Source organism: Nonomuraea sp. NPDC049141 (genome assembly GCF_040648415.1).
GTDB lineage: Bacteria > Actinomycetota > Actinomycetes > Streptosporangiales > Streptosporangiaceae > Nonomuraea.
On sequence record NZ_JBEZDR010000006.1, the window covers coordinates 358,004 to 376,534 of the forward strand.

Sequence of the window (18,531 nt, forward strand, 5' to 3'; positions counted from 1 at the left end):
GATCTTCCCATGGACGTCCGGGATCGAGTTCGAGGCTGCCTGCTCGGCGGAGCGATCGGCGACGCGCTGGGGGCGCCGATCGAGTTCCAGTCGCTCAGGGAGATCCGCAAGCACTGGGGCAATGACGGCATTTCCGGATATGTCACCGATTGGCGGGGCAAGACCGGGTTGATCACGGATGACACGCAGATGACGCTCTTCACGGTGGAGGGGCTCACCCGCGCCGAGACCGTGGACGGTGCCGTGGAGTCAGTGCGGCTGGCGTACCAGCGCTGGCTCGACACCCAGGACAATCCGGCGCCTCCCCCACCGGACCGCCCGCATCGTACGGGCCGGCTGCGCGAGGAGGGCTGGCTGTACTCCCGGCGGGCACCGGGCAACGCCTGCCTGTCAGGGCTGCATCGGCACTTTCCCGGCCCGGCTCCGCTCGGCGAGCCAGGCCCGGTGAACCCCGATTCCAAGGGATGCGGCACGGTCATGCGCTCGGCACCGTTCGGCCTGGCCGTCAGGGACCCGCGGGCCGCCTTCGAGCTGTCCGCCGCCTGCGCGCAGATCACCCACGGGCATCCGACCGGCTCCCTGGCCGCCGGGGCGTTCGCCGCGATCGTCGCGCTCCTGGTGGCGGGGAAGCCCCTGGCGCAGGCCGTACAGGACACTCTGGATCTGCTGGCAACGTACCCGCGGCATGAGGAGACGGCCGGCGCGCTCCGCGCGGCGGCCGAGCTGGCCCGCGGCGGCGCGCACACGCCGGAGGCGGTCGAGTCGCTCGGCGGGGCGTGGGTCGCCGAGGAGGCGCTGGCGATCGGGGTCTACTGCGCGCTGGTGGAGCCGTCGGTGGAACGGGCGATGCTGCTGTCGGTCAACCATTCGGGAGACAGCGACTCCACGGGCTCGGTCTGCGGCAACCTCCTGGGGGTCGCGCACGGCGCCGCCGTATTCCCGGCCGAGTGGTGGCGTCCGCTGGAGGGGCGGGAGACGATCGAGCGGCTCGCCGACGAGCTCTCGGCCGCGTACGGCTGATCCAGCCGACTCCGCTCAAACAGCCTGGCCACTTCCCATGCCTAATGGGAGAGACCGCGAGCCGCCGCCAGCAGCGCCTGGTTCACCGTCGCTTCCAGCAGACCCGCCTCCTCCGCGGCGGCCGGGTCGGTGTGGAAGGCGTAGTGCTCCACCGCTGTCCGCAGCGCGGTGTTGATCATGGCGGCCTGCACGGTGACGACCAGGTCGGGGCTGGACATCCCGGCACGCTGGGCGAGCGCGGCCGCGAAGACCGGTTCGGCCTCCCGGTGCGCCTCCAGCCACACCGCGCGTAGTCCCGGCTCGCTGCCGGTCAGGCGTACCAGGTTGAGCAGCGCCGTTCTGTCGGCGGCGAGCTCGCCGGCACTGGCCCGCATGGCGTCGAGCAGCTCCGTCACGCCCTGGTCGGGGCGCCATGAGCGCAGGCAACGCCGGGTGACTTCGATCCCGCCGGTCAGCAGGGGCAGGACGCAGCTCTCCTTGTTCGGGAAGTAGCGCCACAGCGTGCGAGCGGAGATTCCGGCCGCCGCGGCGATCTCCTCGGCGGAGGTGCCGCCGACGCCGTTGGTGGTGAACAGGCGGACCGCCTCTCGGGCGATTTCCAGACGGGTCGCGGCCTTGCGCCGTTCGGTCAGGGGCGGGCGCCCCATCCGCGCGGTGGAGCGAGCCGTGGTCACCCCGACCGGCGCCCATGCGTCGTGAGTCACCACTACCTCCCCGGCCTGTCGCGCACACGACTCTGCGGACGTTAGCACTTTTTGTCGCCTCCTGACTATCTGGCGTTCAGCGACAAAAAGTCGTACGGTCTCCTGACCAGGTCTTATCGGCGGGCCTGATCCATGACGTACGACCGCGAGGAGCGGAACATGAGCAGCAGTGGCCTGGAAGACAGCAGCGTCATCGTGACCGGCGCCGGATCGGGTATCGGGCGGGCCGCCGCTCTGCGTTTCGCCCAGGAGGGCGCCAAGGTGGTGGTGGCCGATCTCAACGGTGAGGCCGCCAAGGCCGTCGTGGCGGAGATTCAGGAGGCGGGTGGCACCGCGGTCGTGGTGACCGGTGACCTGAGCGACCCCGCGGTGGTCGACCAGGTCGTCGCCACCGCAATGGACACCTTCGGCGGGCTGGACGTCCTGGTCAACAACGCCGGCATCATGGACCAGATGTCCGGCACGGCCGACGTCTCCGACGCCGAATGGGAACGCGTCATCCGGGTCAACCTGACCGCGCCGTTCCTGCTCACCCGGGCCGCACTGCCGCACATGCTCGCCAAGGGCAAGGGCGCGATCGTCAACACCGCGTCCGAGGCGGCCCTGCGCGGCAGCGCGGCCGGCACCGCGTACACCGTCTCCAAGCACGGCATCGTCGGACTCACCCGGTCGGTCGCCGTCATGTACCGCAACTCCGGCATCCGGGCCAACGCCATCGCCCCGGGTGGCACCAAGACCGGCATCGTCGTCAACGCCGACCCCGCCACGCACGGCCCGCAGACCATCGGCGCGTACATGCACAACGTCGGCCGCCCCGCCGAGGCGGACGAACAGGCCGCCGCCATCGTGTTCCTCGCCTCCGACGCCGCCAGCAACATCAACGGCGTCGTCCTCCCCGTCGACAACGGCTGGGCCGCAGTCTAGCCAGGCGCCTTGCGGGACGATCCCTCCACCATGGCGGCGAAACCGTCGAGGGGGCGGGCGAGGCTGTACTCGAACAGGCCGTCCACCCGATGTGGGCGGCCGGGCGGCTGGCGGCGATGGACTCCAAGCGGGCGGCCGAACTGCTGGCGGCGATGGCCCCGAAGCGGGCGGCCGGGCTACGGCCTTCGGCATGAAACGGGCAACGTTATGGTCAGCTACGCGATGTAATCGCGGCGCAACGGTGCCGTGTCCGCTTGAAACCTGTAACGACGGACTCGCGCTTCCCGCCCGGACGGGCCGAAGCAGCCGCGATAACAGATGACGTCCGGGGCTATGGCGCTGGGATTTCGCGCACGAGGTTGGAAGTCCAGGGGCACCAGACGAGGCCGGGCAGGAACGGCCCGCCGGCCTCGTCCAGGTGATCCTCGACGTAGGGGATGGTCGCGTCGCAGACCTCGATGGCGAAGTCGAAGAAGTCGACCGTTTCGGGCCTCAGATGGTAACTCCAGCGCCAGTTGTAGGGAGCGGGTCTCTTGTCGATGCGTCCGATGACGTGTGGTTCGTTGGTGGTGGTGCCGCTGAGCAGGTCGCGGGCGTGCTGGATCTTGCGAGGGTCGGTGAGTTTGACGACGAACTCCGCGCGGGTGACGTCGGTCATCACGAAGTAGGCCGAGTCCGCTGCATGGGCGGGTGCTGGGGCGACGAGGCCGATTGTCGCGACGGCGGTGAGAAGCGTGAGGGTCTTGGTCAGGATGCGGCGCATGGAGATCCTTTCACTACGCGCGATAACTTTGAGTTACTGTCGCATGCTCTAAGTAATCACGCGAAGATGAGAAACGGTCCCTGACGTCACGGTGACAACGCAGTCACCGCCTGCACGCGTGCCCGACTGGCCCGACGCTGGGCGCCCGCTGTGGCGCTGTTCGCGAGTGCCGTCGGCGACGCTGCCATGACGCGCGCCGATTGGGTGATGGTGCACGACCACCGCGGGGCGGACCGTCGTCGGTGTCGCCCACCTCTTTTCGCCGCGCCCCAGGGGCAGGCGAATGTGACTATGAGTAATATATCAATCACTCTCAGCTATGAGCTGGTGCTTGGGTCCTGATCATCCTTCCCGAGGAGACCCCCCATGCTGCATGCCCGCCACCTCCTGGCCGGCGCCGTCGCCGCCATCGCCCTGAGCGCGGTCACCGCCCTGCCCGCCGCGGCCGCCGCCCAACAACTCGCTACCCACACCGCTCTCGCCGGACCCCCCATGTGCCTGGACGCCACCAACGCCCGCACCAACGGCACCCGGGTGCACCTGTGGCAGTGCGCGAACCACACCAACCAGAAGTGGGTGATCGACAACGGCCTGATCGAGGTCGAAGACACCCTGACCTGACCCCGCCGGCCACACCGGAAGCACAAGGGGCCGTGCCGGCTCTACCGGCACGGCCCCATCTCCCTGCCTGTCGGCATCGACGTCCTGCTCACGCACCCCCGGGGAGGACGGAGTGCGGACTGTTCGGTTATCCACTGGTAGCGGAGTGGCGGGCCCGAAGTGATCAGCCCCGCTCACCTTGGCTGACCGCCACAAGCAGGCCACGGCAAGGGCAACGCCGCGTGGCAGTTCACGAGCCCTCCGCCGACGATCGTGGAGACCTGCTGGCCGAGGGTGCTCAGCGGCGACTGGAGCTGGACATGGAAGTTGACGCCATCACATGTCAGGTCGCCGGATGCGCGCAAAGTCAACGTTGGTCTCAGCGGCATCGAGAACACACCATGCACCCTGAAGATCCCAGGACTCCGCAACCCCCTCATGCGTGCGCGCGTGACCCTGTCACAAAAGTCATGAAACCCTCGGCGGCCGAGCCGCTCCGCGCGCGGCGGTCGCTCCGGCTGGGGAGTATGCGCGGTGGGGCTCGGGCGGATGCTGCTCATCTGCGGCTGGATGAGTCGTCGCGGTGACGGGCATGTCGGCCGATGCTGCGTAGCCACAGGCGGGGACGCCGCGCTGTCACGTTCCAACGTCGGCGTAGACGATGTACCACCTCGTGGATGGTGACGACGGTTGGCAGGCTCCACAGCGCCGATCCCCAGCCTTGGGACTGCATGATCTGGGACAAGTCCGGCCACCATGATGGGGATGAGCAGGCTCCAGGTGCGCATCTCGGTGCTCAGGATCCAGCACGCCATGAGCCAGAGCAGGTGCGACAGAACCATGTGGGGGCTGGAACAGGCGCGTCAGCCTCGCAGGGCGAGCAACGCCTCTTGCGCTGCCGTGAGTGCCTCTTCGTCGGAGGCTCCGGTGTGCAGGGCGGCTCTGGCGAACTCTTCGGCCGCTGCGGCGAGCCGGAGCCGGAACTGGTCGGCCGTCTCGGTGATCACGGCCGCTCGGCCGCGGCGTAGCTCCACCAGCCCCTCGTCGCGCAACTGCTGGTAGCCCCGCAGCACGGTGTGCAGGTTGATGCCGAGGGTGGCGGCCACGTTGCGGGCCGAGGGGAGCCGGTCCCCGGGCGCTGCCGTGCCGTTGGCCAGCGCGGCGCGTACCGAGCCGGCCACCTGGTCGGCGAGCGGCTGGGACGATGCCGGATCCACTGTGATCAGCACTACGCCGTCTCTCCCTGTCGTTGCCTGCTCAGCCATCCGTTGACCAGGGCAGCCGCGGTCTCGGCCGCGCGGGTGGAATAGACGAACCGCCGGTCGTCGGTCAACGACAAAACGAGGACCGGCCCTTTGCCGGTGACGACGCCCCAGCCCGCCTCACCGTCGTCCAGCTTGTAACGCCCGGGAGGAGGTTCGCTCCTGGCCTCGGCGAACCGTACCGAGGAGTACGGCACCGTACGCCGCAGGACGGGCAGCCAGGAGGGCCTCACTGTGATCCCTGAGGCGTCGATCTGCAGGCGGGTGCGTGTCTGCGCCGCCTCGAAAATCGTCCACAGTGCCAGCAACGCTGTTCCTTGCCATGCGTCGGAAAAGTTGTCCACGCTCAGCGCGGTGACCGCGCCCAGTACCGCGGCGACCACCAGCCTGCGCGCCGACCAGGACGAGGTCACGAACATGATCCGCTGGGACGGGCCGAGCTCCATGGCGGGCGTGTGCGGCGGTGGCGCGGCGGTCGCCTCGGGCGGCGATGGCAGCCGGCCCGCCGCCAGGTAGCCCAGCACGGCCGCCGCAACGGTCGCGGCGATCTCCACCGCCAGGTGCCAGGCGGGCCGGGGCATGGGACCTGGGGCGTCGAGCAGCGTCATCAGCCACAGTGCGCCGGACACCGATACGGACACGCCGACGACGAAGCTGAGGATCACCATGGCGCGTTGGGCCTGCGGCAGGCGCCAGCAGCGCAGGAACGGGACGAGGAGCGCCGCTTCGAACAACACCAGTGAGAAGCGATGTTGCGACACCCAGTCTTCCCAGGTGGGCGCGTATTCGGTGGTGGTGGCCCAGCTGTCGACGTAGGCGCGGTCGGGGAGGCGTCCCCCGTAAATGCCCACCAAGACCGTGGGGACGATCAGCATGAGTAACGGGGGAACGGCCGTCAAGATCAGGCGATGGAGCCGTCCCGGTGCGGCGAGGTCCGTGAAACGGGACACTGCCACCTCCAACTGTTTGCTTTTGACTATAACACTGCAAACAGTTCTGCCAGGGTCTCAGACTCAGCTTGACTCTGTCGGGGATCTTGTTCGCTGTCGGGTCAGCTGGCGGCTCGCCAGGAACGCAAGCGCGGGATGCCTTGCTGGTCGAGGTAGTCCTGGAAGGCTGTCGGCGGTCGTGGGGGCGCGCTTTCTCCAGGAGGGTGCCGGCTGAGGCGTTCGACGTTGACGGCGATGGCGGTGAGCACGTGTTGCAGGTGGGCCTTGGCTTGCCCGCGGTAGCGGCAGCGGCGCATGCCATGGCCGTGGGCCAACTCGCAGATGGTGCCCTCGATGCCGGAACGCACCGCGTAGCGCTTGTGCCAGTCCGGTTCTCGCTGCTCCGCGCGGTTGCGCAGCTGCAGTTCGTGTAGTTCTCGCGGAGGAAAGCCCACGTTGCGCGCACCGTCGCGGGAGGTGGTGCACTTGGCTCGGACCGGGCAGGGTTGGCACTGGCTCCTGGTGAAGCGGGCCACGATCAACGGGGCGGCGGTCAGCGAGGATGTCGGATAAGGGCCGTGCCAGCCCTTGCTGACCTGGCCCTGCGGGCAGGTGACTTCCTGGCGGTCGAAGTCGATGCGAAAGTCGTCGCGGGCGAAACCCTCACCCTGGCGGTTTTGGTGGGTGGGGTTGCCTGGAAGCGGTCCGACCACGGTGATCTGGTGTTCACGTTCGGCCTGTTCGAGGTGGACCAGGCAGGTGTAGCCACCGTCGACTAGGTGCTGCTCGGGCCGTAGGCCCCGGCGTTCCAGTCGGGTGTGGATGCCGGGCAGGACCTCGGTGTCAGCGCTGGTCGCGGGCATGGTGACCACGTCCGTGATCACATTGGGGCCGTCGCCGGAGCAGGTCTCGGTCACGTGCGCGAGGAACCCCTGCCAACGGGTGACCTGCCCCCGACGCGCATAGCGGGCCGTCAGGTCGTAGGGCGAGATGATCCGCTTGGCCGAGGGCGGCAGACCGCTATCGTCGTCATCGTCACGCCAGCGCAGCCGCCCGGTGGAGTCGCAGGAGTAGTTCTGCACCAGGATCTGTCGCAGGGCCTGCACCTGAGGGCCGCCCAGCAGGCCGGGATGGTTTCGGCTCAGGTGATCCAGCAGGCGACGGGCATCTGCCCCGGTGGTGTTGATCCTGGTCTTGGGCCGGGTGGGGTTCTTGCCCAGGCGGACCTGCCGGCCGTAGCGGCGTCCCCAGTCCTCATCGACCAAGCCGTTCAGCGCGTGAGCGGCAGTGCGGGCCAGTTCCTCCAGGGCTGCGCGCATGGCCTCGGTGACCAACTCCAGGCGGGTCAGGTCGCGCACGGTGGCCAGGACATGAGTGGAATCGGTGCGCTGGGTGGTGCGCTCGCGGACCAGTCCGGCCTCCTTCAGACGGGCCAGGGCCAGATCGAGAAGCCGGTCCGCCCGCCCGTCCTGCAGCAGGCGGTCACGGAAGTCACCCAGCACGCTGTGGTGGAAGCCGGGGTCGTCCAGTTCGAGGCCGAGCGCGTACTTGAAGTCGATGCGACAGCGCACGGCCTCGGCGGCATCGCGGTCGGAAAGGTCCAGCACGAATTGCAGCACGCTCACCGTGGCCAGTTGGGCGGGTGAGAGTCCCGGCCGGCCGTCGCGGGAATACCACTGCGCGAAGTCCTCATCGCTCCATAACCCATCCAGCCGGTCGCGGATCCACATGGCCGGGGTGCCACGGGGATTACTCGCTCGTGCTACCTGGGCGGTGAGCTCCGGGACCTCCAGCGCGGACCGGGGACGAACCGGTAGAGACACCTGACCACCTCGGGAGAATGACCGACTTCGCCGACCCCAGAAGCCTCACAGTTACTGATCAGTCGCCCTTCGGGACAGCTGGATGTTTTCAAGATTCCCGACAGAGTCAAGCTCAGAGCTTGTTCCTGACCGTGTCGGCGGCCTGGTGGTCGAGGCTGTCGTAGATGGCGAGCGCCTCTCTCCAGGCGGCGGTGGCCGCGTGATGGTCGCCGGCGGCGTGGTGGGTGTCACCGAGGGCGTCGAGCGCGTCAGCTTCGCAAGGCCGGTCGCCCAGGGCGTGGTTAAGGTCGACGGCCCGCTGGTAGCAGGACGCGGAGTGGACGAAGTCGCCCAGGTGACGATGGATGTAGCCGAGGCTGTCCCACGTTCCGGCCTCGGCGGGCGGATCGGCTTGGCCCCTCTGCAGCCGGAGGGCCTCCTCGCAGTGGACGAGCGCTTCCCGGTGCTTGCCGAGGAGGGCCTGGCACCAGCCGAGCGCGTTGAGCGCCCTGGCCAGCTGCACCGTATCGCTGGTCTTTCTGATCAGCTCACACGCCTGAAGGCAATGGTCGAGCGCGTCCGGCAGGCGGCCCTGCCGCTGGTGGAGCACCGCCAGTCCCCGATGGCATCGGGCCTGTCCGGCGTCGTCCCCGATAGCGGCGAACTCCGCACGGGCCCGCTCATACTGCGTGTGAGCCTCGTCGGAGCGGCCCAGCCTGGCCAGGGCCTTGGCCAGGGAGCGGCACGCGTGCGCTCGGGCGTACGGGTCGTTCTGCCGGGTGGCCGCATCCAGCGCGATGCGCTGCACCGAGACGCTGTCGTGCCGCCTGCCGCAGCGGTTGAGGAAGTCGGTCAGAGCCCACGCGAGGTGGCAGGCGGACCTGTCGAAACCGGTGCGGGCAGCCTGCCCCGTGAGGGCGATCAGCACTTCGCGCTCGGCGGCCAGCCAGGCGAAGCCCGCGTCGTGGTCACTCGGATGCTCCGGCGTCACGCCGGGCGGCACAGGGGGCGGCTCGAACGTGGCTCGATTCGGGTCCAGGAGGAGGGCCGCGGCATGAGCGCTGTGCAGGTGGTAGCCGATCATCCGGCCTAGGGCGGCGCGCCGGTCGGGCTCGCCGTCGAGCTCGCCGGCCAGTTCCCGGGCGTAGACGCGTAGCAGGTCGTGGAAGGCGTACCGGCCGGGGACGGGTTCGACGATCAGGTGGGCGCGTACGAGCTCGGCCAGCAACGGCGTCGCCTCCCGCGGGGAGATACCGGCGAGCGCGGCCGCCGCGGCGGCGGACAGGTCGGGCGCGGCGTGCAGCCCGAGTAGCCGGAACAGGCGAGCGGCGGCTGGGACGAGCGCCTGGTACGACCAGGAGAACACCGTTCTGAGGTCGGTGGCGCGGTCCCCAGTGGCGAACGCCTCCAGCGTGTCTCGCATCCTCTCCGCCTGATCGGCCAACGCGGAGAGAGTGAGGCTCGGCGCGGTGGCGACGTGCGCGGCCACGATGGACAGCGCGAGCGGCAAGCCCGCGCAGTGCTCGACAACGCGCGCGACCGCCTGCGGCTCGGCGGCCAGCCGGTGGTCACCCAGGCGGCGGGCCAGCAGCTCCCGTGCTTCGCCGGTGGAGAGCAGGCCGAGCGCGATCGGATAGGCGCCTTCGGCGGTGACCAGGCCGGTGAGCCGGTGCCTGCTGGTGATCAGGGCCAGGCAGCCGGGCGAGGCGGGCAGCAGCGGGCGCACGTGCCCGGCGTCGCGAGCGTTGTCCAGCACGATCAGCATCCGCTGGCCGGCCAGCAGACTGCGATACAGCGCGACCTGGGCGTCGAAGTCGGCCGGGACGCGTTCTGGGGACACATGCAGGGCGGACAGGAGGCAGCGGAGGGCTTGTGCGGGCGTGACCTGCGACGTGGTTTCATCGAAACCGCGCAGGTTCACGTGCAGGTGGCCGTCGGGGAAGCGGGCGCGGACCCGGTGGGCCCAGTGCACGGCCAGCGTGGTCTTGCCGACCCCGGCCGTGCCGCTGATCACCAGGATCGGCGCCGCCGACGCGGTGCCGGCCAGGTGTTCGTCGAGCGTGCGCAACTGGTCAGCGCGGCCGGCGGAAGCTGCGATGTCCGGAGGAAGCTGTGCCGGTGTCACCCCGTCGAGCCGACGCGCGCCCCCGCCTGCGCCGTCCGCGTCGGCGTGGTCGGTGTGCAGGAGGGTGAGATGGACTTGCCGGGCTTCCGGTCCCGGCTCGATCCCCAGTTCGTCGCGGAGACGGCGGCGCAGCCCGGCGTACTCGACCAGCGCCGTCGGCCGCTCGCCGTTCGCAGCCATGGCCAGCATCAGCCGGGCATGCAGTCCTTCGTGCAGCGGCTCGTCGTGGGCGAGCCGGCGCAGCAACGTGATCGGCTGCTCGGGGAGTCGCAGCACGAGGGCGGTGTCGGCGAACGCGAGGGCCGCCGTAAGCCTCCGGTTGGCGAGCGCGATCGTGGCGGGGTGCTGCCGGACGCGTTCGCCAGCGTCGGCCAGCACCCGGCCGCGCCAGCAACCGAGCGCCTCGTCCAGCAGCCGGTACGCCTCCATCGACCCAGGCTCCTCGGCCTGCGCCCGGGCCAGGAGGTCACTGAACCGCCCAGCGTCGATTCCACCCCGGTCGACCCTGATCGTGTACCCATTACCAGCCGAGATCAGGGGCTCACCGGCCGGTCCGTGGCCGAGCGCCGCGCGCAGCCGCCTGATGTGGACATGCACCACATTGCGGCACGTCCGGGGAGGCCGCTCCCCCCACAGCGTGTCGACGATCTCGTCGATGGTGACCACGTCGTTTGCGTGCAGCGCCAGGAGGGCGAGCAGGTCGCGCCGCGCCAGCGACAGATCGCTCACCTCGGCGCCGTCGAGCCTGACCGCCATCGGGCCGAGGATGTCCAGCCGCAGGCCGCTCTCGCCGGTGTTGAGCCGGTGGTCGGGAGGCTGCCCTTTTCGGTCGTCATCCGGGAGGTCGAGGACGGCGGCCAGGCGCTGCGCCGACAACGCACGGGGACGCGACCGGTCCCTTTCGATGTCACGCAGGGCGCGCACGCTCAGGCCGGCCAGCCGGGCCAGTTCCTGCTGTGTGATGCCCGCCTCGACGCGGCGGCCGCGGATCAGCCCGCCGAACGAACTCCGTGCCAGTTGCATGAACGATCCCCGTCCGAATCGCCAGGCCTGCCGCCGATTCTGCCGAAAACTGCCGCCCGCCGCCAGGCAACGCGGGATCCGCGCTGCTCACAGACGTGGAGCGGGGAATCGCGAGCGTTCATCGGCCGTCAAGCAGGTGATAGTCACCCGCTCGCTAGCTTTTCGGCATGAGAGAGACCGCGAAAAGACTCACGCTGGCGGTGACCATCGCCGCGTTGATGGGGGGCGACACTGACCGTCCCGGCTGGGCCAGTCCAGGCCGAGCCCTGTGGCGCGAGTTCCTGGCTGTCGAGCGGCAAGCAGTACGTCGGCTACCGCAACTGCGGCGGCGGCGACTCACCCAGGTTGCAGGCGCACATAGGCGGCAATTGGGGTTGGTGCTTCATCATCCCCGGCAACAGCTCGGGAATACTGCACGAGAGGTCGACGACGAACATGCTGTCGTGGGGCCTGCGTAGCTGCTGAGCGCGCACCGTGCACGGGCTACGCAACTGGCGCATACGGGCCAGTACTTCTGTCTACCGGGCGCGGCCCCGGTGAAGATCGCACGTTCACCAGATCCGCCCACCAACACGTTCCATCGATCACTGCCACAACCATCGGAAAGGACGTGCTCATGAAGAGAAGGCCAGCGCTCTTCCGTGTCGCCACCACTGCGACCGTATCCTTCTTAACACTCTTGGGTGGCACGGGAATCACATCCGCTTCGTCCACCGCCCCAACGTCTCAGGCGGCCAGCTGTCTTCAAATAGGCCGGACTTACCGGGACGGCAACACCATCATCGGTTACGGCAGCATCAGCTGCGGCACAGGCAGGGCCACCATCGAGATCTGGGAGCAGATTGTGCCCGGCGCCTGGAGAACCAAGAGATCGGCGACGGTGACCGGTCCGGGATACGATCAGTACGTCTTCTACAACTGTGCGGGTACCGGAACTCACACCTTTAAGGCAGTCATCCTCGGCAGCGAGCTCAACGGAAACACCGTTTCGAAACATTCCAACCAAATCAGGGAGAGTTGCTGACGCGGCTGGTCCAGGACAAGTCGCAGAGCTTGGCGCGCGCTGGTGCCAGCGTGCCTTTACTCCAAACGGTCGGTGCGGCGGCGGCCGTGGTGTTCGCGGTCAGCAAGGGTGCCAGAGGAGGTACAGCATCCGACCGGCAGCAGATCATCGACCGGCTCATTCGGCCCAAGTACGGGGCGACAACGCCACGGCGGCGTTGTGGACGCCGATCCTGTGGGGCTCATAAATAGGGTGCGGTGTCTGACATGCCGGTTCTCGGGTGGTGTCAGCTGGCCATCTGATCACCTGGCGATCCGGTACTCGTTGGTGAGGCCGCGAAAGATGGCTTTGCGGTGGACTCGTTGGTCGGCCAGGTCCATGGGGGCGTCCTGTTTCGGCTTGCAATGGGGACAACTGTCCGACACCGCGGTGAGATCGGGCCGGCAGCCCTCATCTCGGCGGCATCGGCGCGCTGCAGGAGCTGGATCGGCTGGAGTCGATCGACCGGGCCCGCCGGGTGCCGCTCCTGATCGACGCGGCCAAGGGCGTGCTCGCCGGGGTCCGGGCGGCGGTCTTCGAGGAGGCCAACGCCTCGGGACTGTCCCTGGCGGAGATCGGCCGACGGGTCGGCATCGGCCGGGCGAAGGTGAGTGAGGCGATCAAGGACTACGGGTCCGCCAGAACGGGCCGCCGCCCCGCTGCCCTGCCGGAGGCCGACCCCACGCCCGACGCCGCGGCGCCGAGCTCGTCGCCCGAATAGACGGTCGCGGAACCGGCCGCCCGCACCGGCGGGAGCCAGGCGACGCCCGCGCCCGTCGACGAGGGCCAGGCCCTCACCGAGGCGTCCGGCGAAGGCCTCGCCGAGCAGGGCGTGTCAGCCGTACCGGTAGCCGCCGAGCAGGCCCGGACGGTCCGCGCCGCGCGCGGCAAGCTACGGCTACTCCTTGCCGCGCGTCGACTCAGGTAAATCTCGGCGGCGGTTGGATGCCCAATTCCGCAGATATTCGTGTCTACCTGCGCGGTCCTTAGCGTACTTGTTCGCCCAATCGCGAGATCATGCAGATGCCACCGCGGCGCATGTTCCTTCTCTTCTGCCAGGGCAAGATCCCACCACGCAGCATGGCGGCCAATCAGCTCGGCCAGCATGGGGCTATCGACAGCCTTGGAGATCTTGGCAGCGTTGACGCGCTCAAAGAATCGGAGCAGCAGGTTGACGTCGTTGTGGGGGGCATGCGCGTCGTCACCTTCGTAAGCCCACAGCTTGGGGTCCTTGCGGCCGAAGAATCGGCGAAGCAGTTCGTGACAGCGGTCGGCGACAAGAAGTGTCAGTAGCGCTCCGTAAGGGGCTGTCCGAGTGTTCAGCGTTTGTCTGTCGCACTCTGGTCACCGTCCGGGCCGGAACCGGGGAAGGGAGGAAGCGGTCCCGCCAGATTCTGGCGTTCCGCGCTGAGGTCGATGACGGCGACCCAGTCGCGCGCAATCCACGTTTCCAGATCGTCAGCGAGGGCTTCGAGATCGACTGCGGCTATGTGCTGCACTCCGGCATCCGTTAGAAGGTCGTCATACCGGGTGCCTTGCGGCTCTCCGCGGAAGGCCTTCGCGTACCTGCGCAATGTGGCGATGTGGAGACCGATCCCGCTGCGGCTGGCCCGTGCGACGGGTAGCAGGTTGTCGGTGTGCGCGGCCGCTTCAGCATCGGCTTCCAGGTCGGTCTGCCAAGACTGACGACTCTCCGCCGCGCTCGGGCAAAGGTCGTCGGCGACCTGGCGGTCCATGAGGAGCCAGGTCAATGGCCGATCGGCGGCGGAACCGATCCAATTGGCGAAGTCGGTCTCGGTGATGATGTAGCCGGCCGCATCGTACGCCCCCATGTCCAGCACGCAGATGAGCGCCTTGTCGTGGGGGACGTCGTCAAGGCCGTGTGGCGGGCCGGGCAAGACGACACTGCCCGGCAACTCGAACTCGACCTGGCTGTCGCACCAACCCAGCGTGGGGTCGGTGACGTCGTGGATCTCGGCTGCCACCATCGCTGTCAGGTGCGGCAGGGCTTCGGCCATCGCGGTCAGGTCTGCTTCCGCGGCGTCGACCTCCATGCTTCCCCCGGCCGACGCCGGGCTGAAGATCTCCTGCACGAACCCGAGAGGCAGGCTGCCGAACGCGTGCAGCGCCCGGTGCGCGAGGTGGTACGAGAACCCGGCACCGACCAGCGTGCCCGCGATCCCGTCGTAGTACGCGAAAACGCCGGCCGGGATGGTCCGGCGCGAGCCCAGCAGCCCGGGCGCCCACGGGTGACGCAGCATCACTTCCCGCGCCGCGAGGAACCGCAGCCGCGTACGCCAGTCTCCGTCAGGTTTGGTCGTGTCGAGGCGGCCGACCCCGTCATGGATCTCGGCGACCACGGTCTCGACGACGCCGTCGAGCAGGGCCTCCTTGCCCGGCAGATGGTAGTAGAGCGACATGGCCTCGACGTCGAGGGCGGCGGCGAGGCGGCGCATCGTCAGCGCCTTGATCCCCTCCGCATCCGCCAGGACAACCGCCGCCAGCACGCGCTCGCGGCTGAGCGGCTCGCGGAATGCCTTCGCTGCCATCGGTCTTCCACCCCCTTGTCGGCGCCTTACATCGTAAGTTACCTTACGAGGTAAGGCACACAGTCAATCTCTCGCGGCCGCCGCGCCGGCACAGCCCTCAAGGAGAGCCACCATGCACGCGCTGATCCGCACCGCCCGCACGACCGGACTGCTCTACCTCGGCCTCGCCGTCACCGGCGCACTGGGCTTCCTGCTCATCCGGCCGCGGCTCTTCACGGCCGGCGACCCCGGTGCGACGCTCGCCCACCTGGTCGACCACCAATCGCTCGCCCGCGCCGGGGTCGCCTTAGAGCTGCTCATCGTCGTCACCAAAGCCCTCACAGCGACATGGTTCTACCGCCTGTTCCGCACCGCACACCCGCTTGCCGCCAGCGGTATCGTCGCCTTCGGCCTCGTCAACGCGGTCGCGATTCTCTCCAGCGCGGCGCTGCTCGCCACAGCGGTCCAGGTCGCGCTCGCCCCGATCGGCGACGCAGCGGCCGTCGTCCAGGTCCTGTACCTGGTCAGCGGCAACCTGTGGGGCGTGGGAGCAGTGTTCTTCGGCCTGTGGCTCATCCCCATGGGCTCCTGCGTGCTCCGCTCTGGCTGGATGCCCCGCCCGCTCGGCTGGATTCTCATCGGCGGCGGCATCGGCTACCTGCTCAGCGCGTTCGTCGGATACCTCGCCCCCGACGCACAGGGCATCGCAGACGCTCTCACCGTCCCCGCGACCGTAGGGGAGCTCTGGATGGTCGGCTACCTGCTGATCCGCGGCGTCCGCCGTCACGCGCTCGACCAAGCCCCGTCAGGTGCGCCCACGGCGGCACCCGCAGCGGGTTGACGGGTCCCAGGGACCGAGGAACGTCCCGAGCCAGCGGACGGTCACCAGCTGGAGGGCGAACCCGAGCTTCATATCGGCCTGACCCAGGAGGAGCCAGGAGGCGGTCGCCGGTGCCGAGCCCGGGCGCGGCCTGACGTGGATCGGCGACGGGCTGCGCGAGTTCGGCATCGAGCCCGGCACCCCGTTGACACCCGAGGACCACCAGGCCGCCCGGCGGCTCATGGCCGGCCGCGATCCCGGCACGGGCAAGCGGCTCGTCAAGCCGAAGCTGGCCATGCACCCGCGGGCGATGCTGCCCGGCCACGTGCTGCTGCAGGCGCTGCAGCAGGCCCGCCTCCCCTACGCCGGCGACGTACACGCCGAGCTGGCCGCCGTGGCGCTGCTGGCCGGCAGCAACGCCGACGTCGACAAGCTCAACGGCGCCGCCCGGGTACTGCGCCGCGCCGCCGGCGAGATCACCGGACCCGAGGTGCGCTACCGGCAGCCGGGCGGCCGCACCCTCGCCCTGGCCGTCGGCGACCACGTGCGCATCCACACCAACGACTACCGGGCCCGCCGCGGCCAGGGCGCCAACGTGCTCAACGGCTACCGCGGCCGCGTGATGGCGTTCGACGCCCAGCGCCGGGTGCTGGTCGAGTGGCGCGCCCCGCACCCCGACGGCCCGCGGCTGGAACGGGAATGGATCACGCCCGGCTACATCGCCGCCGGCGGGCTGAGCCACGGCACCGCCATGACGGTGGCCGCCACCCAGGGCGCCACCGTCGACCGCGCGCTGGTCTACGGCCAAGGTTTGGACCCGCACAGCCTGTATGCGGCGATGTCGCGCGACCGGGAGGCCGTGCGCCTGTACCTGCCGCGCGAGCTGCTGGAGACCGACGCCGACCGCGCCCGGCTCGGCGAGCCGGACAGCTACGCCGTCGAGCTGCAGCGCGCGCTGGCCGCCTACGCCGCCACCCTGCAAGGCGACCGCGCCGATCGGCTGGTCACCGCCGAGCCCGAACCGATCGTCCACCAGCGAGCCGCCGAGCGCGAGCGCGCCGGTCGACCGAGCGATCCGCGAGCGGTCGAGCAGCTGCTCGAACGGCACCGGGGACATGACCGCGTCGGCGACCCGGGTCGCGAGGGCGCCGAGCGGGATGCCGAGCGGGATGCCGGTGGCCGCCAGGGCGACGCCGAGCACGCCACCCAAACCGCGGGGGCCGCCGAGCGGCCGGTCGATGCGGAGGTCGAACGCGCCCGGCGGGAGCTGCAGGACGCCGAGCGCGAGGCGAGGGCCGCCGTCGAGCGGGCCAGCGCGCTACTGTGCCTGACTCAGCTCCCGCTCGGCGTTGGGCTGCTGACCGACGCGCAGCTGCAGGCGCGGGTGCGACCGCTCGCCGAGCGCGTCGCTGCGGCGGCCGCGCAAGTCGAGGCTGCCGAGCAGCACGCCCGCCGCTACGCCCGCGACGGCGGCGGCCCCGCCGAGCGCGCCCTGGAGGAGACCCGGGCCCGGCTCGCCGAGCAACTCGCCCAGATCGAGGACGCCGAGCGAGCGGCGACGCGGCTGCAACAGGCCCGCCAGACCGTCATCGACGGCCGCAAGCAGATCCGCCTACTCCAGCAGCGCGAGACCGACATCCAGCGTGAGCTCGCCGGGCTGGGCCGCCTGCGCTCCGCGCACCGGGCCCGCCGCCGCGAGCTGGAGGCCGCCCTGCCTCGCGTCCTTCAGGACTTGGCCGCCGCGCGCGAGCGCCTGGCGCCCGCCCTGCACGAGGGCCCGGCCCTGCAGACTGCCGCCGAGCAAGCCGCCACCGCAGCGCCGCCGCCCACCACCTGGCCGCTGATCCGAAGCCGCCACCGCCAGCTCGACCACGATCTCGACGCCGCCCGGCGCGGCGCCCGGGCCCGCGACGTCGACGACGCCACCCAGCGCGCGGACCAGGCCCGACACGACCACCACCTCGCCCAGGACGAGCTGGCCGCCGTCCATGACGAACGCCGACGCCGCGCCGGCCTGCCACCCGCCCGGCGCGAGATCGAACGCGCTGCCCGCGCCCAACACACCCAGCGCAAGCGGGCGGCCGCCGCCCGGGGCGACAGCCCCCTCCGCCCGGCACCCGGCCTGCAACGCGACCGCGAGCACATGCTGTCGGCGAGCAGCTGGTCGATGCGGTCCGGCTCCACCTGCGTGGCGGCGGCGATCAACGGCACCAGCCCGCTCACCGTGGAGATGTGCTGCCCGTACAGCGGGCCGATCCCCACATGCGGCGCATCGGCGACCGGGTCGTCAGGCAGATCATCACGCCACAGTGCCGCCCACCAACTGCCGGTGCCCTCATCCCATCCCCACACGCTGCGCCCCTGCCAGCCCTCCAAGAAGAACCCGAACGGCCCCGGATACCTCATTCCCTTCAGCTCCTTCACCAGGTAGTCGGCAGGCATGAAGATTCTCTTCCGCCCGGCGGACTGGACGGCGTCGCCGCCGGCGCGGATGGTGGGGGCAACAGCCACGCCCAGCACGCTGGAGAGTCTGGCCATGCTGAAGACCCTGGCGCTCATCGCCATGAACTGGACGGTACGCGATCAAGACCTGAGCCATGTCCGCTGCGTCCGTTGCCACGAGATCCACAGCGAGGTCCAGGTGGCGGCGCCTTTCGGGCCACAATCACCATGACGGGGACCGCCGACGGGATGGCCGTCACCGACTCCCTGCAGACCCCAGCCGAATGGATGTGCCCGTGCGGCCGCCAAGCCCCGTTGGAGCTGGGCGAGCTGCTGGTCAACGACACGACGGTGAGCTGCCGCCGCAGATGGGTTTGCCGCAACCGATGGCGCGTGCCAGCCGACGCGATACAGATCATCTGCCCCTGCTGCTGGACCGATCAGCCAGGACCGGCAGGCCAACCCGCCAGCGGACACGCTCACTAGTCGACCGCTACGTACGACGGAAACAGCCGCTCATCGGCGCGCCGAGCGGTAACCGTCCCGG

Annotated in this window: 16 protein-coding genes; 9 read left to right on the top strand and 7 right to left on the bottom strand. The window is 69.8% G+C overall.

The window, feature by feature from the left end; all coding sequences use genetic code 11:
* Positions 1-9 precede the first annotated feature (9 nt).
* Positions 10-1,020: an ADP-ribosylglycohydrolase family protein gene (locus tag AB0B91_RS20650; RefSeq protein WP_358321665.1), complete on the top strand. Its 1,011-nt coding sequence runs from the start codon at positions 10-12 to the stop codon at positions 1,018-1,020.
* Between the two features lie 41 nt (positions 1,021-1,061).
* On the opposite strand, the gene AB0B91_RS20655 is transcribed toward AB0B91_RS20650, so the two are convergent.
* Entirely contained in the window at positions 1,062-1,724 is a 663-nt protein-coding gene (locus AB0B91_RS20655; RefSeq protein WP_358321667.1) for a TetR/AcrR family transcriptional regulator, read from the bottom strand.
* Between the two features lie 159 nt (positions 1,725-1,883).
* Here AB0B91_RS20655 and AB0B91_RS20660 point away from each other — a divergent pair, with 159 nt between their 5' ends.
* Positions 1,884-2,648, top strand: coding sequence for an SDR family oxidoreductase (locus AB0B91_RS20660; protein WP_358321670.1), 765 nt, complete (start codon positions 1,884-1,886; stop codon positions 2,646-2,648).
* 331 nt (positions 2,649-2,979) lie between these two features.
* Here AB0B91_RS20660 and AB0B91_RS20665 read toward each other — a convergent pair whose 3' ends face one another.
* The gene (locus tag AB0B91_RS20665; RefSeq protein ID WP_358321673.1) at positions 2,980-3,411 is read right to left on the bottom strand and encodes a calmodulin-binding protein; all 432 of its coding nucleotides are present in this window, start codon (positions 3,409-3,411) and stop codon (positions 2,980-2,982) included.
* Positions 3,412-3,777: 366 nt separating this feature from the next.
* Here AB0B91_RS20665 and AB0B91_RS20670 point away from each other — a divergent pair, with 366 nt between their 5' ends.
* Positions 3,778-4,032, top strand: coding sequence for an RICIN domain-containing protein (locus tag AB0B91_RS20670; protein ID WP_358321676.1), 255 nt, complete (start codon positions 3,778-3,780; stop codon positions 4,030-4,032).
* Between the two features lie 842 nt (positions 4,033-4,874).
* On the opposite strand, the gene AB0B91_RS20675 is transcribed toward AB0B91_RS20670, so the two are convergent.
* The 4 genes from AB0B91_RS20675 to AB0B91_RS20690 all read right to left on the bottom strand — a co-directional run bounded on the left by AB0B91_RS20675 (position 4,875) and on the right by AB0B91_RS20690 (position 11,152).
* On the bottom strand, positions 4,875-5,240 hold the full coding sequence (locus tag AB0B91_RS20675; protein ID WP_358321679.1) for a GntR family transcriptional regulator: 366 nt from the start codon (positions 5,238-5,240) through the stop codon (positions 4,875-4,877).
* A complete protein-coding gene (locus AB0B91_RS20680) occupies positions 5,240-6,223 on the bottom strand; it encodes a hypothetical protein (protein ID WP_358321682.1) in 984 nt (327 codons plus the stop codon). The genes AB0B91_RS20675 and AB0B91_RS20680 overlap by 1 nt, the downstream gene beginning before the upstream one ends.
* 101 nt (positions 6,224-6,324) lie before the next feature.
* A complete protein-coding gene (locus AB0B91_RS20685) occupies positions 6,325-8,025 on the bottom strand; it encodes an IS1182 family transposase (RefSeq protein ID WP_358321685.1) in 1,701 nt (566 codons plus the stop codon).
* Positions 8,026-8,137: 112 nt separating this feature from the next.
* Complete coding sequence (locus AB0B91_RS20690) at positions 8,138-11,152, bottom strand: BTAD domain-containing putative transcriptional regulator (RefSeq protein ID WP_358321687.1); 3,015 nt, start codon at positions 11,150-11,152, stop codon at positions 8,138-8,140.
* 616 nt (positions 11,153-11,768) lie between these two features.
* Between AB0B91_RS20690 and AB0B91_RS20695 the strand changes: the two genes are divergently transcribed.
* The 3 genes from AB0B91_RS20695 to AB0B91_RS20705 all read left to right on the top strand — a co-directional run bounded on the left by AB0B91_RS20695 (position 11,769) and on the right by AB0B91_RS20705 (position 13,487).
* Positions 11,769-12,176, top strand: coding sequence for a hypothetical protein (locus AB0B91_RS20695; RefSeq protein WP_358321689.1), 408 nt, complete (start codon positions 11,769-11,771; stop codon positions 12,174-12,176).
* A gap of 496 nt (positions 12,177-12,672) precedes the next feature.
* Positions 12,673-12,915 carry a hypothetical protein gene (locus AB0B91_RS20700; RefSeq protein WP_358321692.1) on the top strand — a complete coding sequence of 81 codons (243 nt, stop codon included), beginning with the start codon at positions 12,673-12,675 and terminating at the stop codon, positions 12,913-12,915.
* A 296-nt stretch (positions 12,916-13,211) separates the two neighbouring features.
* Positions 13,212-13,487: a hypothetical protein gene (locus tag AB0B91_RS20705; protein WP_358321695.1), complete on the top strand. Its 276-nt coding sequence runs from the start codon at positions 13,212-13,214 to the stop codon at positions 13,485-13,487.
* A gap of 26 nt (positions 13,488-13,513) precedes the next feature.
* Here AB0B91_RS20705 and AB0B91_RS20710 read toward each other — a convergent pair whose 3' ends face one another.
* Positions 13,514-14,701, bottom strand: a complete 1,188-nt coding sequence (locus AB0B91_RS20710) for a TetR family transcriptional regulator (protein ID WP_358321697.1) — start codon at positions 14,699-14,701, stop codon at positions 13,514-13,516.
* Positions 14,702-14,855: 154 nt separating this feature from the next.
* Here AB0B91_RS20710 and AB0B91_RS20715 point away from each other — a divergent pair, with 154 nt between their 5' ends.
* The 3 genes from AB0B91_RS20715 (at position 14,856) to AB0B91_RS20725 (ending at position 18,216) form a co-directional block, all read left to right on the top strand.
* Positions 14,856-15,563, top strand: coding sequence for a DUF4386 domain-containing protein (locus tag AB0B91_RS20715; protein ID WP_358321700.1), 708 nt, complete (start codon positions 14,856-14,858; stop codon positions 15,561-15,563).
* Between the two features lie 184 nt (positions 15,564-15,747).
* The gene (locus AB0B91_RS20720; RefSeq protein ID WP_358321703.1) at positions 15,748-17,973 is read left to right on the top strand and encodes a hypothetical protein; all 2,226 of its coding nucleotides are present in this window, start codon (positions 15,748-15,750) and stop codon (positions 17,971-17,973) included.
* 9 nt (positions 17,974-17,982) lie between these two features.
* Positions 17,983-18,216, top strand: coding sequence for a hypothetical protein (locus AB0B91_RS20725; RefSeq protein WP_358321705.1), 234 nt, complete (start codon positions 17,983-17,985; stop codon positions 18,214-18,216).
* Positions 18,217-18,531 lie beyond the last annotated feature (315 nt).